Annotated in this window: 14 protein-coding genes; 9 read left to right on the top strand and 5 right to left on the bottom strand. The window is 72.4% G+C overall.

Annotated elements, in window-relative coordinates; all coding sequences use genetic code 11:
* Positions 1 to 159 precede the first annotated feature (159 nt).
* The gene (locus tag EV382_RS26215) at positions 160 to 843 is read left to right on the top strand and encodes a S1 family peptidase (protein ID WP_130406137.1); all 684 of its coding nucleotides are present in this window, start codon (positions 160 to 162) and stop codon (positions 841 to 843) included.
* Positions 844 to 867: 24 nt separating this feature from the next.
* On the top strand, positions 868 to 1,428 hold the full coding sequence (locus tag EV382_RS26210; RefSeq protein ID WP_130406135.1) for a YbjQ family protein: 561 nt from the start codon (positions 868 to 870) through the stop codon (positions 1,426 to 1,428).
* A gap of 9 nt (positions 1,429 to 1,437) precedes the next feature.
* Here EV382_RS26210 and EV382_RS26205 read toward each other — a convergent pair whose 3' ends face one another.
* From EV382_RS26205 to EV382_RS26190, 5 genes are all read right to left on the bottom strand, one after another.
* Entirely contained in the window at positions 1,438 to 2,742 is a 1,305-nt protein-coding gene (locus EV382_RS26205; protein ID WP_130406133.1) for an alpha/beta hydrolase, read from the bottom strand.
* A 69-nt stretch (positions 2,743 to 2,811) separates the two neighbouring features.
* Positions 2,812 to 4,236, bottom strand: coding sequence for an adenylosuccinate lyase (gene purB, locus EV382_RS26200; RefSeq protein ID WP_130406131.1), 1,425 nt, complete (start codon positions 4,234 to 4,236; stop codon positions 2,812 to 2,814).
* Positions 4,237 to 4,288: 52 nt separating this feature from the next.
* Positions 4,289 to 6,694 (bottom strand): hypothetical protein, encoded by a 2,406-nt coding sequence (locus EV382_RS32925; RefSeq protein ID WP_165435869.1) that lies wholly within the window; start codon positions 6,692 to 6,694, stop codon positions 4,289 to 4,291.
* A complete protein-coding gene (locus EV382_RS26195; protein WP_341870174.1) occupies positions 6,687 to 7,664 on the bottom strand; it encodes a glycosyltransferase family 2 protein in 978 nt (325 codons plus the stop codon). The genes EV382_RS32925 and EV382_RS26195 overlap by 8 nt, the downstream gene beginning before the upstream one ends.
* Before the next feature lie 192 nt (positions 7,665 to 7,856).
* Complete coding sequence (locus EV382_RS26190; protein WP_130406127.1) at positions 7,857 to 9,149, bottom strand: acetyl-CoA C-acetyltransferase; 1,293 nt, start codon at positions 9,147 to 9,149, stop codon at positions 7,857 to 7,859.
* Between the two features lie 55 nt (positions 9,150 to 9,204).
* Between EV382_RS26190 and EV382_RS26185 the strand changes: the two genes are divergently transcribed.
* From EV382_RS26185 to EV382_RS26155, 7 genes are all read left to right on the top strand, one after another.
* Positions 9,205 to 10,581 (top strand): 3-oxoacyl-ACP reductase, encoded by a 1,377-nt coding sequence (locus EV382_RS26185; RefSeq protein ID WP_130406125.1) that lies wholly within the window; start codon positions 9,205 to 9,207, stop codon positions 10,579 to 10,581.
* A complete protein-coding gene (locus EV382_RS26180; RefSeq protein WP_130406123.1) occupies positions 10,581 to 11,447 on the top strand; it encodes a MaoC/PaaZ C-terminal domain-containing protein in 867 nt (288 codons plus the stop codon). Before EV382_RS26185 ends, EV382_RS26180 begins: the two co-directional genes overlap by 1 nt.
* Positions 11,448 to 11,520: 73 nt before the next feature.
* Entirely contained in the window at positions 11,521 to 12,276 is a 756-nt protein-coding gene (locus EV382_RS26175) for an NUDIX hydrolase (protein WP_244236817.1), read from the top strand.
* The gene (locus EV382_RS26170) at positions 12,273 to 13,241 is read left to right on the top strand and encodes a BUD32 family EKC/KEOPS complex subunit (RefSeq protein ID WP_130406121.1); all 969 of its coding nucleotides are present in this window, start codon (positions 12,273 to 12,275) and stop codon (positions 13,239 to 13,241) included. Before EV382_RS26175 ends, EV382_RS26170 begins: the two co-directional genes overlap by 4 nt.
* Positions 13,242 to 13,250: 9 nt before the next feature.
* On the top strand, positions 13,251 to 14,210 hold the full coding sequence (locus tag EV382_RS26165) for a hypothetical protein (RefSeq protein ID WP_130406119.1): 960 nt from the start codon (positions 13,251 to 13,253) through the stop codon (positions 14,208 to 14,210).
* Positions 14,207 to 15,469, top strand: coding sequence for an adenylosuccinate synthetase (locus EV382_RS26160; RefSeq protein WP_130406117.1), 1,263 nt, complete (start codon positions 14,207 to 14,209; stop codon positions 15,467 to 15,469). The genes EV382_RS26165 and EV382_RS26160 overlap by 4 nt, the downstream gene beginning before the upstream one ends.
* Positions 15,470 to 15,531: 62 nt before the next feature.
* Positions 15,532 to 16,152: a DedA family protein gene (locus tag EV382_RS26155; RefSeq protein ID WP_130406115.1), complete on the top strand. Its 621-nt coding sequence runs from the start codon at positions 15,532 to 15,534 to the stop codon at positions 16,150 to 16,152.
* The last annotated feature ends 10 nt before the right edge of the window (positions 16,153 to 16,162 follow it).

The following is a 16,162-nucleotide window of genomic DNA, read 5'->3' as shown; positions in this document are numbered from 1 at the left end:
TCGTTACATTGTCGAACCTCGATCAGGTTCTTGATAATGATCACTTCGGGCCTTACTCTACATCGATGTAAGTCGATTGAGGCGTCCACGGGAACCCCCGCTGCCGCCGCACCCGCACCCGGCGACCCCGGGCCCGCCCCCGTCCAAGGAGTCCACCCGATGCGCATCCGCTCCCTGCTCGCCGTCCTCAGCACCGCGCTGGTCGGCGCCCTCGGCGTCACGTCCGCCGCGTCCGCCGCACCCGCCGGCCCGCAACCCATCATCGGCGGCGGCACCGTCTCGTCCGCCCCCTGGGCCGCCGCCGTGCTCAGCAACGGTTCGTTCACCTGCTCCGGCAGCGTCATCGCCGCGCAGTGGGTGCTCACCGCCCGACACTGCCTCAACGGCACCATGTCGGTGCGCATCGGAAGCGTGAACCGCACCTCCGGCGGGGTCACCCGCACGGTCAGCGCCACCTACACCCGCTACGACCTCGCGCTCATGCGGCTCTCGAGCACCGTCAGCACCTCCGCGGTGAGCCTGGCCAGCAGCAACCCGCCGATCAACTCGACGAACTCGATCTACGGCTGGGGCATGACCTGCTACAGCGGCTGCTCCGCGTCCACCCAGCTGAAGACCGCCACCGTCCGGGTGACCAGCAACAGCGTCACCGACGCGTACGGCGGCCAGGCGATCCGCAGCACCCGGATCAACGGCAACGCCTGGCGCGGCGACTCCGGCGGCCCGCAGTTCTACAACGGTCAGCAGGTCGGTGTCGCCTCCACCGCCGACGGGTCGAGCATCCAGAACTACGGCAGCGTTGCGTACAACCGGGCCTGGATCACCTCGGTGGCCGGTGTCTGACGGTTAACGCCCGACGCGGCGCGGATGGCCGGCACCGTGCCGACCGTCCGCGCCGCGCTGTTTTGCAGCATCCGATCAGGTGAACAATGCACCCGATCGGGTCGCGCCACTCCTGACAGCATCGGAACCGTGCTGGTCGTGACGACAGAGCAACTGCCCGGCTACGAGATCCGCCAGATTCTCGGTGAGGTGGTGTCATCGATGGCCAGGACGCGCAACCCGTACCGCGAGGGTGTCAAGAACCTGCGCGGTGGCGCGTACGACCCGATGGCCCCGGACAACCTGACCCGGTGGCGTACCGACTCGGTGGCCCGCCTCGGCGAGGAGGCCCTGCGGCTCGGCGCGAACGCGGTGATCGGCATGCGGTTCGACAGTCGGGACTGCGGCGAGATGTGGATGGAGATCTGCGCGTACGGGACGGCCGTGGTCGCCGTACCCACGATGCCCGAGGTCATGCCGGCCGACCAGCCGGCGGTGGCGGCGGAGACCGCGGAGGTCGCGGGCTTCACCGGCTCTCCCGGTGGCATCGCCGAACCCGCCAGCGCCCCCAACCTCAGCTCCGCCGCCGAAACCCCGAACCCGTGACCGCACCTGTCAGCGGGCGACCGGAGGTGCGAACTTCACCTGGACGGCGTCCGGCAGGTTCGGCAGTCGCCGAACTCCGTTGAGCACCGGGTCGTACTGCCGCTGCCCCTGGAGGTGACGCAGGAAGAAGGCGGAGGCGTACGCGGTGGCGATCCGGCGCTGCTGCTCCTCGGTCAGGGCCTTCTGGTCCCGGTGCGAGTCGTCGCCGGGAAACTGGGACCGGCAGTAGCCGGGCCGCGACCCGGGTTCCGCGTCGTCCCGGCTGCCGACCTGCCCACTGCTCGGCGACCACTGGGTGTTGAAGGAGTCATGGTTGCCGCCGGTCAGGGTGTACTTGTAGATCGGCACCCGGTTGGCACCCACGTTGTCCTCGAAGTAGCTTCCGCTGTTGTCGCTGTCGCAGGTGCCCCACATCACGGCGAACGGCGTCCTGGTCACCGCCTCCCCGTTCCAGTTGAACACGGGCGCCAGGCCGAAGACGGCCTTGACCTGCACGCCGGCCGGCCACTGGTCGCGGCGGACATCCGCGGCCTGCTGCATGACCCCACCGCCGCCCCGGGAGTGGCCGATGGTGCCGACCCGGGTCAGGTCGACGTGCCCCCGGAAGTCGACATCGCGGTGCCGCCCGCTCTGCGGGTCGACGAAGCTGCCGCGCAGCGGCCCACGCCCGGTGGTGGAGAGTTGCTGCCACATCTCCAACTGCTTGTTGATCAGGGCAGCCCGGTTGTAGAACGTCGTGTCGGCCTGCCCGGGGTCGTTGGCGTTGATGCCGTTGGTGCCGATGGAGACCACGACGAAACCGGCGGCGGCGAGCTGCCGACCGAGGTACTCGTAGCCCACCAGGCTCGGCAGCTGCGGCACGCCGGACCGGCAGGGCCAGCCCCAGAGCCGGGCGGCCATTTCATTGATGATCTTTTCCTGCCGCTCGACCTCGGCGGTGTTGCCGGCCGCCGTCGCGGCGTCCCGGGCCCGGATCGCCGCGTTCTGACGTCGCTCGGCGTCCCGGTCGGCGCAGGTGCCCCAGTAGCCGTGCTCGATCATGATGAGCGGGTGGGTGCCCCGCCCCAGATCCTTGGGGTAGTAGACGACGCCGTTCAGCTCGTTGTCCCCGACGTAACCGATCTCCGCGGGCGGCTTGAACGCCTGGTCACCCAGGTTGTACCGGACCGACTCCACCCGTTGCGCGGCCCCCGGGGGCACACCGATGGAGACGGAGGAGGTCGAGGCGGCGCTGGCCGCCGCCGAGATCGGGTTCAACAGCGCCGCCGCTACCGCTGCGGTGGCGAGCGCCGCCAAGGTCATTTTTGGTCGCATGCGATGACGCTATGGACCGGATGTTCGGAAGCTGTCAGATCACCATGAGCGACCCAACAGCATCCAAGCTCAGAGGATCGGGGGCGGGCTGTAGGTGGCCGCCTCCGGGTGTGCCGTCACCACGTCGGTGATGCGACGGGTCACCGACGCCACCTGCGCCGGGGCGGCGCCGACGAAGGCGCTGCGATCGGCGACCAGGGTGTCGATGTCGGCGCGGGACAGGCCGAGCCGGCCGTCCGCCGCCAACCGGTCGAAGAGGTCGTTCTCCGGTGAGCCCTTCTCCCGCATCGCCAGCGCCACCGCGACCGCGTGCTCCTTGATCACCTCGTGGGCGACCTCCCGGCCGACGCCCCGGCGGACCGCCGCGACCAGGATCTTCGTGGTGGCCAGGAACGGCAGGAAGCGCTCCAACTCCCGGTTGATCACCGCCGGGTACGCGCCGAACTCGTCGAGCACGGTGAGGAACGTCTGGAACAGCCCGTCGGCGGCGAAGAACGCGTCCGGCAGCGCCACCCGTCGGACCACCGAGCAGGACACGTCCCCCTCGTTCCACTGGTCACCGGCCAACTCGCCGACCATCGACAGGTAACCCCGGATGATCACGGCGAAGCCGTTCACGCGCTCCGACGAGCGGGTGTTCATCTTGTGCGGCATCGCGCTGGAGCCGACCTGACCCGGCTTGAAGCCCTCCGTCGCCAACTCCTGGCCGACCATCAACCGGATCGTGGTGGCCAGCGACGACGGCGCGGCGGCGGTCTGCGCCAACGCGGCCAGCACGTCGAAGTCGAGCGAGCGCGGGTAGACCTGCCCGACGCTGTCCAGCACCCGCGAGAAGCCCAGGTGCTGGGCGACCCGCCGCTCCAACTCGGCCACCTTGTCGGCGTCCCCGTCGAAGAGGTCGAGCTGATCGGCGGCCGTGCCGACCGGTCCCTTGATCCCCCGCAGCGGGTACCGGGCGATCAGCTCCTCCAGCCGCTCGTACGCGATCAGCAGCTCCTCCGCGGCCGACGCGAAGCGCTTGCCCAGCGTGGTGGCCTGCGCCGCGACGTTGTGCGAACGGCCGGTCATCACCAGCTCGGAGTGCTCGTGTGCCAGCCAGGCCAACCGGGCCAGGGTGGCCACCACCCGGTCGCGGATCAGCTCCAGCGAGGCGCGCACCTGAAGCTGCTCGACGTTCTCGGTGAGATCCCGGGAGGTCATCCCCTTGTGCACGTGCTCGTACCCGGCGAGCGCGCTGAACTCCTCGATCCGGGCCTTCACGTCGTGCCGGGTGACCCGCTCCCGCTCCGCGATCGACGCCAGGTCGACCTGGTCGAGCACCCGCTCGTACGCCTCGACCACGCCATCGGGCACCGGCACGCCCAGGTCGCGCTGAGCGCGGAGCACCGCGAGCCAGAGCCGCCGCTCCATCCGGACCTTCTCCTCCGGGGACCAGAGGGCGACCAGTTCGGGCGAGGCGTAGCGGTTGGCGAGCACGTTCGGGATCGTCGTCACGTACCTCATTGTCCCGCACCCGCTGGTCGGGGCCGGGACCGGGCCGGGGTCGTCACGGCCGTCCGGGCCGGGTCAGCTCGTAGACGGTGACCGGGCCGGCGACCAGCCGTACCTGCGCCAACCCGGCCAGCTCCGCCGACACCGCGCCCGCCCTGCTGTCGGCGAAGAGCCACCGGACCCCGTGCTCGGTGCGGAGCCGGTCCAGGTTCGCCTGGGTCGGCGTGCTGAACACCCCGTCGTTGAGCGCGAGCAGCGCCTGGTCGGGGAAGTTCTGTCGGGCGTACCCGAGGTTCTCGACGCCGTGCGCGGCCACGACCGCGTCCGTGTAGCCCCAGCTCTCCACCACCGCGCGGTGCCCACCCAGGCCCGTCACCCAGAACGCACGGGCATCGCAGTGCGGGGTGGTCCGCACCGGCCGGCAGTGCACGTTGGTCGCGACCACGTCGTCGTCGGCGGCGTTGTCGTCCAGCCACAGCGCCGCGCGCATCTCGTCGACGGTCAGCGCGTACGGCTGCGGCCCGGTCACCGGCACCGGCTCGGTCAGCACCGAGCGGACAGTGCCGCCCACCACGACGGCCGCGCTGGCCCCGAGCATCGCCGCGGTGACCCCGGCCAGGGCGATCGTAGCCACCCGCCGACGACCTACCGGGGCGACCTGCACCGGGGGCGACGACCGGACGCGACCCCGCCACAGGGCGGCCACCCCGACGGCGAGCGCGGCGGCCACCGCCACGAACAGCACGTACCGGGCCGCCGAGAGACCCAGCACCCGCAGCCAACCCTCGATCGTCGAGGTGATGGGGGTGCCGGGACGGCTGATCCTCGGCACGGCGAAGCCCACCACCGTGCCTGCCGTGGCGAGCCCCGCCAGAGCGCCGGCCACGGCGGGCACCACCAGCACCGGCCAGGGCGCTCGGGCCTCGGCGAGGGACCAGGTGGTCAGTACGACACCGACCGGGATGACACCCATCCAGAAGTAGATCTGACTGATCGACGGGTGCTGGAACACCCAGGTGGCGCCCGCACCGGCCAGGACCGTGCCGGCGAGCAGCCAGACGGCCGGGTCGGCCCGGTGCCCCCTGTCGACGAGCAGGCTCATGCCCACCCATCGGGGCGCCTGACCCAGCACCCACCAGACGACCACGGCGAACGCCAGCAGCCAACCGAGAGCACCAGCGTCGTTGATCCCCGGCGGCAGCGGCGCACTCGGCCAGATGCCGTCACCCGGTCCGAGGGTCTCGGCGTACGGGGCGATGAAGTGCAGCAACGCCAACGCCTGCACGCGCAACGTACCCGCCCCGCCACCGGCGAACAGCCGGAAACCGAGCGCCATCGCCGCCACCAGGCAGGCCAGCGCCACCAGGGCGGGCCGCGGGACCTGCCGCTTGCGCCACCAGAACACGACGGCGGTGAGACCCAGGCCGGCGATCAGCGGAGGCAACGCGCTGGACTTCGCCCCGGCACAGACCAGCCCGAGCACCGGAACCAACGGCCAGGCCGCGCCGAGGGCACGCCCCCGGGCCACGTCGACGATGAGCCCGGCGAGCAGCAGCAACGGCACCAGCGCGTACGTCTGGGAAGGGCTCGCGTACGACAGCGGCATCTCGCCGGACACGCCGACCGGCGACCCGAGCGTGACGGTGGCCCCGGTGAAGGCGGCGAGGGCGGCCACCGGGCCGGCCCAGACGGCTCCACTCAGGTCCCGGGCGAGCCCGGCCGCGAGCAGCACGGCGGTTCCGATCACCGGCACCAGCCAGAGTCGCAGCAGCACCACCGCCGGCGAAATTCCGGTGATCATGCTGCCGCTGGCGATGTGCGCGTCGGACAGGTAGTGGTAGCGCAGGGCCTCCCCGGCGACGTGCGGCAACTCGAACGGCATCGCCCGGGTCAGCTCCTGCACCAGACCCAGGTGGTAGAGGATGTCCTGGTAGTAGCCGCCGTACACCGGGGGCAGCGGGACCGTCCGCCACTGGGTGTATCCCCAGGCCAGCACCACCAACAGCGCCGCGCCCATCGCCCAGTGCCAGGCCAGCGGCAGCGGACGGCGCTCCCCGACCCGCCAATGCCGGCGCAGCCCGGGAACGGCGGCGAACACGACGAGAACGGGCAGGGCCCACCACCGCAGCAGGGACTGCTGACCGGTCGCCGCAGCCAACGCCCACGCGATGATCTCCAGCAGCAGGCCGGTGGCCGCGCCGTAGCCGAGATCCTCCGGCAGGTTGCCCCGGCTGCCGCGCAACGCGCGGTACACCAAGGCCCCGGGGAGCACCAGTGCGAGGACCCAGTACGCGGAGAACCGCGCAATCACCGGGGCGGGCACGCTGCCGCGGGACCAGACCACGAGCAGCGCGACGATCACGAGCACCCACGGGAGCGTGCTGAGAACCGGCACGAGAGCACCCCGACGCGGGGCCGGGGTTGGGGTGTTGACCCGCTCGGCCAGCAGGGTGTCAGCCACGGAGGCCGACAACTTTGTCACCGACATGAGCACCTGCACCTGTCTCAGCGCCCGGGACCCCGTCCCGGGAGTCGAACCCGATGTGGAACGCGGGCCGGTTCTGCACGGTGGCGTAGATCCGGCCGACGTACTCGCCCAGCAGGCCGAGGCAGACCAACTGCACCCCGCTGAGCAACAGCACCGCGACGAACATCGAGGTCCAGCCGGGGATGGTGGCGCCGGAGACGTGCACGACCATGCCGAACACGATCAGGGCCAGGCAGAGCAGGAAGCTCGACATCCCCATCCAGGTGGCCAGGCGCAGCGGCGCGGCGGAGAAGTTCGCCGTGCTCTCCCAGGCCAGGGCCACCATCCGGCGCAGCGGATACTTCGTCTCGCCGGCCGCGCGGGCCTCGCGGTCGTAGCGCACCTCGGCGCTGGGGAAGCCGAGCGACGGCACCAGCAGCCGGTAGACCGGGGCGCGTTCGGGCAACCGGCGCAGCACCTCGATCACGTCCCGGCTGAGCAACCGGAAGTCGCCGGCCTGGGCGGGCAGGTCGACGCCGACGAGCCGGCGCATCGCCCAGTAGTAGCCACGGGCGGTGTTGCGCTTGAAAACCGTGTCGGTGCTGCGGTCGGCGCGAACGCCGTAGACGACATCCACCCCGTCCTCGCGGGCCACCCGGAGCATCTCGGCGATGGTCTCCGGCGGATCCTGGAGATCGGCGTCCAGGCTGACCACCCACTGGCCGACGGCCCGGTGCAGGCCGGCGGTCAACGCCGCCTGGTGGCCGCTGTTGCGTCGCAGCCGGAGCACCCGCAGCTGCGGCCAGGCCCGGCCGTGGTCAAAGAGCACCGACACGGTGTCGTCCCGGCTACCGTCGTCGACGGCGACCACCTCGTAGTCGACGCCGAGCGCGTCGAGCACCGGTCGCAGCCGGGCGACCAGCGCCGGAATGACCGCAGCCTCATTGAACATCGGAATGACCACCGAGAGGATGGTCGTCCGAGGAGAGATGGACTCCATGGTGATACGGCCCCGTTCCGCACGCAGGAGTGATCGAGGCGCGCCGAGGCGCGGTGACGATCACCGTCGCGTGTGAAACCCACCACCAGCGGACCAACTCCTGAACGGTCCGTTAACGCCTACCGGCGGTCGGCCCAGTAAGGGACGATCGCGCGTTCAACGCTCCAGGATGGCGGTCACGCCCTGACCACCGGCGGCGCAGATGGAGATCAACCCGCGCCCGCTGCCCCGCTCGGCCAACAGCTTGGCCAGGGTCGCCACGATCCGCCCGCCGGTGGCGGCGAACGGGTGCCCGGCGGCCAGCGACGAGCCGTTGACGTTGAGCCGGTCGGTGTCGATCGCGCCCAGCGGCGCGTCCAGGCCGAGCCGGTCCTTGGCGAACTCCGGCGACTCCCAGGCGGCGAGGGTGGCCAGCACCTGCGACGCGAACGCCTCGTGGATCTCGTAGTAGTCGAAGTCCTGCAACGTCAGCCCGGCCCGGGCCAGCATCCGGGGCACCGCGTACGCGGGTGCCATCAGCAGCCCTTCGTCGCCGTGCACGAAGTCCACCGCCGCCGTCTCCGACCAGCTGAACCAGGCCAGCACGGGCAGGTGGTGGGCCGCCGCCCACTCCTCGCTGGCCAGCAGCACGGTGGACGCGCCGTCGGTGAGGGGCGACGAGTTGCCGGCGGTCATGGTGGCCTGCTCGGCGTCCGGGCCGCGGGTGCCGAAGGCCGGCTTCAACGCGCCGAGCTTCTCCAGACTGCTGTCCGGGCGGAGGTTCTGGTCGCGGGTGAGGCCCAGGTACGGCGTCATCAGGTCGTCGAAGAAGCCCCGGTCGTACGCGGCGGCGAGTCGCTGGTGGGAGCGCAGCGCCAGCTCGTCCTGGGATCGCCGGTCGATCTGCCAGCGCAGGGCGGTGCGGGCGGCGTGATCGCCCATGGACAGGCCGGTACGCGGCTCGGCGTTGCGCGGGATCTCCGGCTTGAACGGCTGGAGTGGGCGCAACTTCGCCGCGATCTTGAGCCGTTCGCCCAGCGTGCGGGCCGAGTTGAGCTTGAGCAGCGTGCGCCGCATTTCCTCGTTGACGGCGAGCGGGGCGTCGGAGGTGGTGTCGACACCGCCGGCGATGCCCACGTCGAGCTGACCGAGGGCGATCTTGTTGGCGACCAGGATCGTCGCCTCCAGGCCGGTGCCGCACGCCTGCTGAATGTCGTAGGCGGGGGTGTGTGGGTCGAGCCGGGAGCCGAGGACCACCTCACGGGTGAGGTTGAAGTCGCGGGAGTGCTTGAGCACCGCGCCGGTCACCACCTCGCCGATCCGCTGGCCGGCCAGCCCGTACCGGGCGATCAGGCCGTCGAGCGCCGCGCCGAGCAGGTCGGCGTTGGACGCGTCCGCGTAGCGGGAGTTGGAACGGGCGAAGGGGATGCGGTTGCCCCCGATGACCGCGACCCGCCGGATGCTCTGCACGATCCGCCTCCTCGACATGTGTTGCTCGAACCCTACTCGCCAGTAGGCTACGCCCATGACCGACAGGTACGCGAGCTTCGTCCAATCGGCCGCCGGCCGCGCGCTGGTCAAGCGCCTCGGGCTGCCCGACCCGCCCCGACTGCGCCGGCACCGCCCCGGCGACCCGCTGCTGCCCGGGCCGGCCCTGCTCGGCGCGGCCACCGGCGGCCGGCTCGCCGAGCCGGTCACCACGATCCTGACCGCCGCCGGGGTTGAGCTGGCCGACCCGGCCGCCGCCACCGCGCCTGGCGACACCCCGCAGCGGTACGGGGCACTGCTCTTCGACGCCACCGGGATCACCGACTCGACCGAGCTGCGCCAGCTCTACGACTTCTTCCACCCGCAGGCCAGGTCGGTGCTGCCCAGTGGTCGGGTGATCGTGCTGGGCACGCCGCCGCAGGAGTGCGCGACACCCCGCGAGGCGACCGCGCAACGTGCCCTCGAAGGGCTGGTCCGCAGCATCGGCAAGGAATTCGGGCGGGGCAGCACCGCGCAACTCGTCTACGTGAGCGGTAACGCGGCCCACTCCGCCGGCACCATCACGAGCCTCGAATCGACCATCCGGTTCCTGCTGTCCGGCCGGTCGGCGTACGTGTCGGGGCAGGTCATCCGGGTCGGCGGCGGCGCGGCGGCGAGCGCCCCGGCCGACTGGGACCGCCCGCTGGACGGGCAGGTCGTGCTGGTCACCGGTGCCGCGCGGGGTATCGGCGCGGCACTGGCGAAGGTGCTGGCCCGGGACGGCGCGCGGGTGGTGGCCCTGGACATTCCGGCCGCCGGCGACGCGCTCGCCGCGGTGGCGAACGACATCGGCGGCACCGCCGTCCAACTCGACCTGACCGCGCCGGACGCGCCGACCCGTCTCGCCGAGCACCTGGCCAGCCGGCACGGCCGGGTCGATGTGGTGGTGCACAACGCCGGCATCACCCGGGACAAGACGCTCGGCCGGATGGACGCCGACCGGTGGGACCAGGTCATCGACGTCAACCTGTCCAGCCAGGAACGGATCAACGACGTGCTACTGGAGCGGGAGCTGATCCCGGCCGGCGGGCGGATCATCTCGGTCTCCTCGATCGCCGGGATCGCCGGCAACCGGGGGCAGACCAACTACGCCACCAGCAAGGCCGGCGTGATCGGGTTGGTCGACTCGCTCGCCCCGGCGCTGCGGGAGCGGGGGATCAGCGTCAACGCGGTGGCCCCCGGCTTCATCGAGACCCGGCTGACCGCGCGCATCCCGCTGGTGGTCCGCGAGGCGGGCCGGCGGATGAACAGCCTGGCCCAGGGCGGGTTGCCGGTGGACGTGGCCGAGACGATCGGTTGGCTGGCGTGGCCGGCCAGCGGCGCGGTCAGCGGCAACGTGGTCCGCGTCTGCGGCCAGAGCCTGCTGGGGGCGTGATGGGCGCGCAGCCGGAGTCGGGCGGTCGCACCCGGGTCGACCTGCCCCGGATGCCGGCGGTCGGGGCGCTGCACCGACGGGCGCTGCTCGGCGCGCTACCGGGCCTCGGCGGTGGGCGACGCGGGCCCGAACTGCCGGCGGTCGAGTTGACCGTGGGCGGGGTGACCGTCGACCGGGCGCAGCTGGCCGACTACGACCGGGTCTGCGGGTTCCGCCTCACCGATCGGCTGCCCGCGACGTTTCCGCATGTCATGGGCTTTCCGCTGGCCCTGCGCCTGATGACCGCGCCGGATTTCCCCCTTCCGCTGGTCGGTCTGGTGCACGTCGGCAACCGGATCACCGTGCACCGCCCGATCACCGCCGACCAGGCCCTCGACGTCACCACGTACGCGGAGAACCTGCGCCCGCACGACCGGGGGCGGCAGGTGGACGTGGTGCTGGTCGGTTCGGTGGACGGGGAGGAGGTGTGGCGCGGTGTCTCGACGTACCTCGGTCGGGAGCGCACGCCGGGCGGGCGCGAGCGGGGCGAACGCCCCGAGGCACCGGCCGCCACCGCCCGCTGGCGGGTGGAACCGCGCGTCGGCACGGAGTACGCGCGGGTCTCCGGCGACCACAACCCGATCCACACCTCCCGGCTCGGGGCGCGGTTGTTCGGCTTCCGCCGGCCGATCGCGCACGGCATGTGGAGCAAGGCCCGCTGCCTGGCCGCGGTGGAGGCCCGGCTGCCGGACGCGTACACCGTCGAGGTCGCCTTCAAGCTGCCCGTACCGCTGCCGAGCACGGTGAACTTCGCGCTCCTGCCGGACGGCGGGTTCGCCCTGCACGACTCCCACGGCCGACCCCACCTCACAGGTCTCGTGCGCTGAATCGCCGCTTGGCAGGCGCACACTTCTGCGCTAAGTTGTTCTCACAGCGAGATGTTCTCAAAGTGAGAGAGACATGATGAACGAGCAGGAGTTCCTGGCCTCGTACGACCCCCGGGCCTACCCGTCGGTCGCCGTGACCACCGACGTGGTGGCGCTGACCATCCGCGACGACGCACTGCACCTGCTGCTGATCCGGCGCGGCGAGGCACCCTTCGCGGGGCACTGGGCGCTGCCCGGCGGCTTCGTCCGTCCCGACGAGGACCTGACCGCCGGCGCCCGACGGGAGCTGGCCGAGGAGACCGGGATCGGCGGCGAGACGCTGGGCCGCGTACACCTGGAGCAGTTGGGCAGCTACGGCGCTCCCGACCGCGACCCGCGCATGCGTGTCGTCTCGATCGCCCACCTCGCGTTCGCCCCCGACCTGCCGGACCCGGCCGCCGGCAGCGACGCCGACGAGGCGATCTGGCTGCCGGTGGCCGCGTTGAGCAGCCGACAGCTCGCCTTCGACCACGGCCGGATCATCGACGACGCGCTGGAACGGGCCCGGTCCAAGCTGGAATACACGCCGCTCGCCACCCGCTTCCTCGCCGCCGAGTTCACCATCAGCGAGCTGCGCGCCGTCTACGAAACGGTCTGGGGGCACCCGCTGCACGCCGGCAACTTCCACCGCAAGGTGCTCTCCGTGCCGGGCTTCGTGGAGAGCACCGGCGGCAGCACCGAGCGCGGTGGCGCCCGCGGCGGCCCGCGCGCCCGGCTCTACCGGGCCGGCGACGCCCGGCTGCTGCACCCGGCGCTGCTGCGCCCCGCCCGCGAGGAGACGATCCGGTGAGGGCCGCGGAGGCCATCCGCCTGGTCGCGACCGCCCGCACCGACGCCGACCTGTTCGGCGCCGACGAGCCGGCCCGCCGCTACCGCGAGCTGGTCGCGGCCCTGCACCCCGACCGCCTGCCGACCGACCCGGCGGTACGCGCCGAAGCCCTCGACGCGTTCATCCGCGTCACCACCCGCTGGCAGGCACGGCGGGTCACCGTCCTCGGCGACTACCGGCTCGGCGCGCCGGTCTACCCGGGTGACCTGGCCGACCTCTACGACGTCGGCGACGACCGGCTGCTCAAGCTCCCCCGCCGGCCCACCGACAACGACCTGATGGCCCGCGAGGCGCACGCCCTGCGCACCATCGCCGAACGCGGCGACCCGCGCTACCTGCCGTACGTGCCCCGGCTCGTCGACGAGTTCCGGCACCGCGACGCCGAGACCGGGGCGGAGCGGCGGATCAACGTGCTCGCCACCGCACCCGGCCTGCACGACCTCGACGAGGTGCGGCGCGCGTACCCCGACGGGTTGGACCCCCGGGATGTGGCCTGGATGTGGCGGCGGCTGCTGGTGGTGCTCGGCCTGGCCCACCGGGCGGGCGTGGTGCACGGCGCGGTCCTGCCGCGACACGTGCTGATCGAGCCGGACGCCCACGGCGTGGTGCTCGTCGACTGGTGCTTCTCGGCGGCGGTCGGGGCCACGATCCCGGCGGTCGTGCCCGGCCACGGCTGGGACCCGGAGGAAGTTGTCACGAAACAGCCCTGCGGCCCGGGCACCGACATCGCGATGGCCAGCCACTGCATGAGCTGGCTGATGGGGCCACGCGCACCCCGCGAGCTGCACACCTTCGCGCAGGGCTGCCGGCAACGGTCGCTGCACTCCCGGCCGGACGACGCCTGGGGCCTGCTCCGCGAACTCGACCAGGTGCTGGACCGCCTCTACGGGCCACGCACCTTCCGACCCTTCACCCTCACCCCCTAAGGAGCTGTCATGGGCAGTGGAATCTGGTCCACCGACGTGTACGACGCCGCCGACCGCTACCGCCGGTCCACCGGCAAGAGCGCCTTCTCCTACAGCGACAGCGGAGCGCGCACCGTGCACCCCGCGCTCGACCCCCGGGGCGCGACCCGGGAGAGCCGCGACTCCGCCGAGCACCCCCGGTCGACGCCCGTCGCGGTGCTCTTCGACGTGACCGGCTCGATGCGCTCGGTGCCGCGGACCCTGCAGACCAAGCTGCCGCAGCTGCTCGGGCTGCTGCAACGGCAGGGCTACGCCAGCGACCCGCAGATCATGTTCGGTGCCATCGGCGACGCCACCTGCGACCGGGTGCCGTTGCAGGTGGGCCAGTTCGAGTCGGACAACCGGATGGACGACGACCTCGGCCGGATCGTCCTCGAAGGCGGTGGCGGCGGGCAGATGAGCGAGTCGTACGAGCTGGCCATGTACTTCATGGCCCGGCACACCGTCACCGACAACTGGGACAAGCGCGGTCGACGCGGCTACCTCTTCATCATCGGCGACGAGCTGGCGTACCAGCGGGTGAAGGCCCGGGAGGTGGCCAGCCTGATCGGCGACGGCCTGAGCGAGGACGTGCCGCTGCGGCAGGTCGTCGACGAGGTGACCCGCCGCTGGGACACCTACTACCTGCTCCCCGCCGGCAGCCACTACGCCCGGAACAGCAAGGTGCTCGACTTCTGGCGGGACCTGCTCGGGCAGAACGCCGTCGTGCTCGACGACCTCGACGCGGTCTGCGAGACCATCGCGCTCACCATCGGCCTCGGCGAACAGGCCATCGACCTGGACCAGGGCCTTCGCGACCTGGACCGCGCCGGCTCCGCCGCCACCGGCACCGTGTCGAAGGCGCTGGCCCGGCTCGGCCGGGAACGGCGGGCCGAGGTGTCGACGCTGCCGGCGTTCCGCGACACCACCAGCGGGGTGACCCGGCTGTGAGGCACGTGGCGGTGGTCGACCTCGGCTACGGCGACGCCGGCAAGGGCACGGTGGTGGACTGGCTCTGCGCCACCCGTCCCGTGCAGACGGTGGTCCGCTTCAACGGGGGCGCGCAGGCGGCGCACAACGTCGTGCTGCGCGACGGGCGGCACCACACGTTCGCGCAGTTCGGCGCCGGTACGTTCCATCCCGGTGTCGGCACGCACCTGTCCCGGCACGTGGTGGTGGACCCGTTGGCGCTGGTCGCCGAGGCCGACCATCTCGCCACGGTCGGGGTGCCCGACGCGCTCGACCGGCTGACCGTCGACGGGGACGCGCTGCTCGCCACCCCGTACCACCGGGCCGCGAACCGGGCCCGGGAGAACGCCCGGGGAGCCGACCGGCACGGCTCCTGCGGGCTGGGGGTGGGCGAGGCCGTCGCGTACGGCCTCGCCCACCCGGACGACGCGCCCCGGGTCGCCGACTGCCACCACCCCGCGCTGCTGCGCCGGCGGTTGACCACCCTGCGGGACCGGTTGACCGCCGAGCTGGGCCCGCTGGACGCGCCACCGATCGAGGGCTGCCTGCCCGCGTTCACCGCCTTCGCCGGTCGGGTCGACATCGTCGACGGCAACTGGCTCGCCACGGCGCTGCGTACCGGGACCTGCGTCTTCGAGGGCGCGCAGGGGGTGCTGCTCGACGAGTGGCACGGCTTCCACCCGTACACCACCTGGAGCACCACCACGTTCGCCAACGTCGACAGCCTGCTCGCCGAGGCGGGCCAGCCCGGCGAGGTGACCCGGATCGGGGTGCTCCGGCTGGTCACCACCCGGCACGGCCCCGGCCCGCTGGTGACCGAGGACCCCGCCCTGCCCTTCGCCGACCCGCACAACCCGACGAACCCGTGGCAGGGCCGGTTCCGGTTCGGTCACTTCGACGCGGTCGCCCACCGGTACGCCCTCGCCGCGGCCGGCGGCGTCGACGGCCTGGCGCTGACCCACCTCGACCTGGCCGGCCCCGGGCTGCGGATCTGCCGCCGCTACGACAGCACCGACCGGCTCACCCCGGGCCCGCCCGGCGACCTGGGCCGGCAGGCCGCGCTCACCGCCCGCCTGCTGCGCTCCCGCCCGGTGTACGACGACCCGCCGACGAACTGGGCCGAGGCGGTCCGCGCGGAGTTGGGAGCACCCGTGGTGCTGACCTCGCACGGCCCCACCGCCGACGACAAGAGGACGCACGGCCCGCTGCTCGCCCCACCGGCCCTCGTGCACGCCGACTGACAACCCCGGGGGATCTGGCGACTCGCCCACCGGGTCCGTCACGCCCGGCAAGCATGAGGGGCATGGACGCCCTGCTCGACCTCCTCCGTGGGACGGTGACGTCGCCGTGGGTCTACCTGGTGATCTTCGCGCTCACCGCGGTCGACGCGTTCTTCCCCGCGGTGCCGGGCGAGGCCGCCGTGATCACCGCCGGGGTGCTCGCGGCGGACGGCGGGCATCCCAACCTGACCCTGGTGATCGTGAGTGCCGCCCTCGGCGCGCTGGTCGGCGACCACATCTCGTACGCCATCGGGCAGGGCGGAGGCGCCCGCCGGCTGGCCCGCCTCCCGGACGGCAGCCGCCGGCGGGCCAGCTCCGAGTGGGCCCGCCGGGCCGTGGACCGGCGCGGCGGAATCATCCTGACCACCAGCCGGTACGTGCCCGGCGGGCGGACCGCCGTCACCCTCACCATGGGCGCGGTGCGCTATCCACGCCGGGCGTTCCTGCTGTACGACAGCATCGGCGCGGGCACTTGGGCGCTGTACTGCGGGCTGCTCGGCTACTTCGGCGGGCTGGCCTTCGAACGTGACCCGGTGAAGGGCGTACTGGTCGGTGTGGGGCTCTCGCTGATCGTCACGTTCGGCCTGGAGGGGATCAGGTGGCTACGCCGTCGGGCGCACCGCCGCGCCGCCGCCCGACGGTGACGGCCGCATC

The organism is Micromonospora violae (genome assembly GCF_004217135.1).
GTDB classification, from domain to species: domain Bacteria; phylum Actinomycetota; class Actinomycetes; order Mycobacteriales; family Micromonosporaceae; genus Micromonospora; species Micromonospora violae.
The sequence above is the reverse complement of the archived record's forward strand: the minus strand, read 5'-3'. Positions and strand labels throughout refer to the sequence as shown.